We start from the raw sequence: 5,657 nt of genomic DNA on the forward strand, positions 1-5,657 counted from the left end.
GCTTTCAAAAAAGGCGGCGACCTACTCTCCCACGAGTGCAGTACCATCGGCGCTAACGGGCTTAACTTCTCTGTTCGGAATGGTAAGAGGTGAGCCCCGTCGCTATAACCACCTTAAGTTTTTGGTCATAATCATGACACTAATATTTTAACATATTGAAAAAAGTATACATTCTGTTGCTGCAACCTATAAAAAGAGCGGCGTACAATAAGCCTACGGGTTATTAGTACTACTCGGCTATGACGTTACCGCCTTTACACCTGTAGCCTATCAACGTGGTCATCTCCCACGACCCTTTAAAGAAATCTCATCTTGTGGTGGGTTTCGCGCTTATATGCTTTCAGCGCTTATCCCTTCCGAACGTAGCTACCCAGCAGTGCCCTTGGCAGGACAACTGGTACACCAGAGGTTCGTCCAACTCGGTCCTCTCGTACTAGAGTCAGATCCACTCAAATTTCTAACGCCCACAGTAGATAGAGACCGAACTGTCTCACGACGTTCTGAACCCAGCTCGCGTGCCACTTTAATGGGCGAACAGCCCAACCCTTGGGACCTTCTCCAGCCCCAGGATGTGACGAGCCGACATCGAGGTGCCAAACCCCCCCGTCGATGTGAGCTCTTGGGGGAGATCAGCCTGTTATCCCCGGAGTACCTTTTATCCTTTGAGCGATGGCCCTTCCATGCGGAACCACCGGATCACTATGCTCTACTTTCGTACCTGATCGACTTGTAGGTCTCTCAGTCAAGCTCCCTTATGCCATTGCACTCTGCGCACGGTTACCAAGCGTGCTGAGGGAACCTTTAGAAGCCTCCGTTACTCTTTTGGAGGCGACCACCCCAGTCAAACTACCCACCAAGCACTGTCCCCCGCAAGGGGTTAGGCTCTAGACAAGCAAAGGGTGGTATTTCAACAATGACTCCACAACGCCTGGCGACGCTGCTTCGATGTCTCCCACCTATCCTACACATTACTTATCCAAAGTCAATACTAAGCTATAGTAAAGGTTCACGGGGTCTTTTCGTCCCACTGCGGGTAATCGGCATCTTCACCGATACTACAATTTCACCGAGCTCATGGCTGAGACAGTGTCCAGATCGTTGCACCATTCGTGCAGGTCGGAACTTACCCGACAAGGAATTTCGCTACCTTAGGACCGTTATAGTTACGGCCGCCGTTTACTGGGGCTTCATTTCATTGCTTCGCCGAAGCTAACAACTCCACTTAACCTTCCAGCACCGGGCAGGTGTCAGGCCATATACTTCATCTTTCGATTTCGCATAGCCCTGTGTTTTTGATAAACAGTCGCCTGGACCTTTTCACTGCGGCCCCACCGGAGTGGGGCGACCTTTCTCCCGAAGTTACAGGTCTATTTTGCCTAGTTCCTTAGCCATGAATCTCTCGAGCTCCTTAGAATTCTCATCCCAACTACCTGTGTCGGTTTACGGTACGGGCCGCTTCTCTCGCTTTTCTTGGAAGTCGCTTCTCTGGATTATCACCGCAGCCGTAGCCTTAGTGTACTATCGCCGTGTTACCACTGGCTTCAACGAACTATTCCGTCAGTTCGCACCAAATATACGCCTCCGTCACTTTTGTTGAGAGCGGGTACAGGAATATTAACCTGTTGTCCATCCACTACCCCTTTCGGGTTCGCGTTAGGTCCCGACTAACCCTCAGCTGATTAGCATAGCTGAGGAAACCTTAGTCTTTCGGAGTGCGGGTTTCTCGCCCGCATTATCGTTACTTATGCCTACATTTTCTTTTGTAACCGCTCCAGCACAGCTCACGCTGCACCTTCGGCGCCGTTACAATGCTCCCCTACCACTTTTTCAAGTCCATAGCTTCGGTAGTATACTTATGCCCGATTATTATCCATGCCGAACCGCTCGACTAGTGAGCTGTTACGCACTCTTTAAATGAATGGCTGCTTCCAAGCCAACATCCTAGCTGTCAAAGCAGTTCAACCGCGTTTATTCAACTTAGCATACATTTGGGGACCTTAGCTGATGGTCTGGGTTCTTTCCCTTTCGGACATGGACCTTAGCACCCATGCCCTCACTGCATTACATCATTTTATAGCATTCGGAGTTTGTCAGGAATTGGTAGGCGGTGAAGCCCCCGCATCCAATCAGTAGCTCTACCTCTATAAAACTAATAATACGCTGCACCTAAATGCATTTCGGGGAGTACGAGCTATTTCCGAGTTTGATTGGCCTTTCACCCCTACCCACAGGTCATCCGAAGACTTTTCAACGTCAACCGGTTCGGTCCTCCACTGTGTGTTACCACAGCTTCAACCTGCCCATGGGTAGATCACACGGTTTCGCGTCTACCACTACTGACTAAAACGCCCTATTCAGACTCGCTTTCGCTACGGATCCGCACCTGAAGTGCTTAACCTTGCCAGCAACGGTAACTCGTAGGCTCATTATGCAAAAGGCACGCCGTCACCACGAATGGCTCCGACCGCTTGTAGGCGTATGGTTTCAGGTTCTATTTCACTCCCCTGTTCGGGGTTCTTTTCACCTTTCCCTCACGGTACTGGTTCACTATCGGTCTCTCAGGAGTATTTAGCCTTAGCGGATGGTCCCGCCAAATTCACACAGGGTTTCACGTGCCCCGCGCTACTCAGGATACCACTACAACTAACCGCTCTTACCTATACGGGACTATCACCCTCTCTGGTCAAACTTTCCAGTTTGTTCTAATTCAATTGGCAGTCGATATCGTGGTCCTACAACCCCAACATTGCCGTAACAACATTGGTTTGGGCTACTGCGCGTTCGCTCGCCACTACTTACGCAATCACTTTTGTTTTCTTCTCCTCCGGGTACTTAGATGTTTCAGTTCTCCGGGTTCGCCTCCTTGCGGATACTATACCTTCAGTATAGTGGGTTGCCCCATTCGGATATCTGCGGATCAATTCGTATGTGCCGATCCCCGCAGCTTTTCGCAGCTTATCACGTCCTTCTTCGCCTCTGAGAGCCTAGGCATTCCCCATACGCCCTTATTTAGCTTATTGTACTTTTTGTCTTTTTAATGAGTTACTATTATTGCTCGTTACAATAATATATTTGTGATAGGAATAAATTCCTATCCTTCATGTATCTTTTTTCAATATGTCAATGAACGTCTTCGCTTTCGCGATCGTGGAGAATATCGGAGTCGAACCGATGACCTCCTGCGTGCAAGGCAGGCGCTCTAGCCAGCTGAGCTAATTCCCCGTTCTTTTTAGTGACTGGTTAACAGTTATCAGTTAACAGTACTTATAACGGCTACTCAACCTCTAAAATTTCCTTTTCAGTCTTTAATGAACTTTTTTTCGTAGTCTCAGGCAGACTCGAACTGCCGACCTCTACATTATCAGTGTAGCGCTCTAACCAGCTGAGCTATGAGACTGTTTTTATTGAGATGCTAGATATTAGACACTAGAGTCCAGACTTGTTGGCCCAGGATCTATGTTCTAGAATCTAACCTCTTTATATTTAAATCAACAGCAGGAGAATAAACTATTCATCGTGTTTTCACCTTATAAGTCGTCTTTCTCTAGAAAGGAGGTGTTCCAGCCGCACCTTCCGGTACGGCTACCTTGTTACGACTTAGCCCTAGTTACCGATTTTACCCTAGGCCGCTCCTTACGGTGACGGACTTCAGGCACTCCCAGCTTCCATGGCTTGACGGGCGGTGTGTACAAGGCCCGGGAACGTATTCACCGGATCATGGCTGATATCCGATTACTAGCGATTCCAGCTTCACGGAGTCGAGTTGCAGACTCCGATCCGAACTGAGATAGGTTTTTAGGATTCGCTCCTGCTCGCGCAGTGGCTGCCCTCTGTACCTACCATTGTAGCACGTGTGTAGCCCAGGACGTAAGGGCCGTGATGATTTGACGTCATCCCCACCTTCCTCACGGTTTGCACCGGCAGTCTTGCTAGAGTTCCCGACATGACTCGCTGGCAACTAACAACAGGGGTTGCGCTCGTTATAGGACTTAACCTGACACCTCACGGCACGAGCTGACGACAACCATGCAGCACCTTGTAAGTAGTCCGAAGAAAGATCTATCTCTAAATCATGCAACTTACATTTAAGCCCTGGTAAGGTTCCTCGCGTATCATCGAATTAAACCACATGCTCCACCGCTTGTGCGGGCCCCCGTCAATTCCTTTGAGTTTCATTCTTGCGAACGTACTCCCCAGGTGGGTCACTTATCACTTTCGCTTAGCCACTCAGACCGAAGTCCGAACAGCTAGTGACCATCGTTTACGGCGTGGACTACCAGGGTATCTAATCCTGTTCGCTCCCCACGCTTTCGTCCATCAGTGTCAGTACATTATTAGTGATCTGCCTTCGCAATTGGTATTCTATGTAATATCTATGCATTTCACCGCTACACTACATATTCTAACCACTTCATAATGACTCAAGATAACCAGTATCAAAGGCAATTTTACAGTTGAGCTGCAAGATTTCACCTCTGACTTAATTATCCACCTACGGACCCTTTAAACCCAATGATTCCGGATAACGCTTGGATCCTCCGTATTACCGCGGCTGCTGGCACGGAGTTAGCCGATCCTTATTCTTACGGTACCGTCAGCCAGCTACACGTAGCTGGGTTTCTTCCCGTACAAAAGCAGTTTACAACCCATAGGGCAGTCTTCCTGCACGCGGCATGGCTGGTTCAGACTTCCGTCCATTGACCAATATTCCTCACTGCTGCCTCCCGTAGGAGTCTGGTCCGTGTCTCAGTACCAGTGTGGGGGATCCCCCTCTCAGGGCCCCTATCTATCGTGGCCTAGGTGCGCCGTTACCGCACCTACTAGCTAATAGAACGCATGCTCATCTCCTACCGCCGAAACTTTAATAATTAACCGATGCCGGTATATTATATTATGGGACATTAATCCAAATTTCTCTGGGCTATTTCCCTGTAAGAGGTAGATTGCATACGCGTTACGCACCCGTGCGCCACTCGTCAGCGGATTAGCAAGCTAATCCCTGTTACCGTTCGACTTGCATGTGTTAGGCCTGCCGCTAGCGTTCATCCTGAGCCAGGATCAAACTCTTCATCGTTAAATCTTAAATATGTTTAACAACTCATAATTGAAAAGGGACTCAAAATGGTTTATTCTCTTGTTTGACCTTAACCGTTTCCAGTTAACGTCTTACGCTGTCGATTCAATATGTTAATGAACTTTTCTTCTCTTGACCTTCTAAGCGTTCAGCTTAAAAGCGGGTGCAAATGTAATTCGCTTTTTCCGTTCCCGCAACACTTTTTTGAAATATTTTTTCAACCTCTCAAGCGCCAGCTTCAACTTATCCCTATCAGAACTCCGCAAATCCATCGCTGTTTTTGCGGCTGCAAACATACAGCCTTTTTTCGTTCCGACAAGATTTTTTCGGAAAAATTTTTCAGGCTTTTTTCATGCCCGAAAAATCAGGGTTTTCTGAGAACTTTCCGCAGTAGAACCTCTCGGTCTAAGCGGCTGCAAACTTACGTCTTTTTTCCATTCCCGCAAGCTCTTTCCAAAAAACTTTTCTTCCCAATCAATGAACGTCGCTTTTTCGCTGGGCGTGCCCCTCTCAAAGCGGCTGCAAATATAAGACCGTTAATCAACAAGGCAAGCTTTTCCTCTCCTTTTTTTGAAAGTATTTT

General features: G+C 48.1%; 2 tRNA genes and 3 rRNA genes. All 5 read right to left on the reverse strand.

The features are described 5' to 3' along the window. Window positions 1-8: 8 nt before the first annotated feature. Window positions 9-116, reverse strand: a 5S ribosomal RNA gene (rrf, locus tag PWU04_RS13260). Window positions 117-203: 87 nt separating this feature from the next. Next, window positions 204-3,020, reverse strand: a 23S ribosomal RNA gene (locus tag PWU04_RS13265). 128 nt (window positions 3,021-3,148) lie between these two features. Continuing rightward, window positions 3,149-3,222: transfer RNA gene (locus tag PWU04_RS13270), tRNA-Ala, on the reverse strand. Window positions 3,223-3,323: 101 nt separating this feature from the next. Continuing rightward, window positions 3,324-3,397 (reverse strand) — tRNA-Ile (locus PWU04_RS13275). 151 nt (window positions 3,398-3,548) lie between these two features. Beyond that, window positions 3,549-5,074: ribosomal RNA gene (locus PWU04_RS13280) — 16S ribosomal RNA — on the reverse strand. Together the 16S, 23S and 5S rRNA genes with 2 tRNA genes alongside form the textbook arrangement of a ribosomal RNA operon. Window positions 5,075-5,657: the final 583 nt, after the last annotated feature.

It is taken from the genome of Mangrovimonas aestuarii (genome assembly GCF_028767185.1).
Taxonomy (GTDB): Bacteria; Bacteroidota; Bacteroidia; order Flavobacteriales; family Flavobacteriaceae; genus Mangrovimonas_B; species Mangrovimonas_B aestuarii.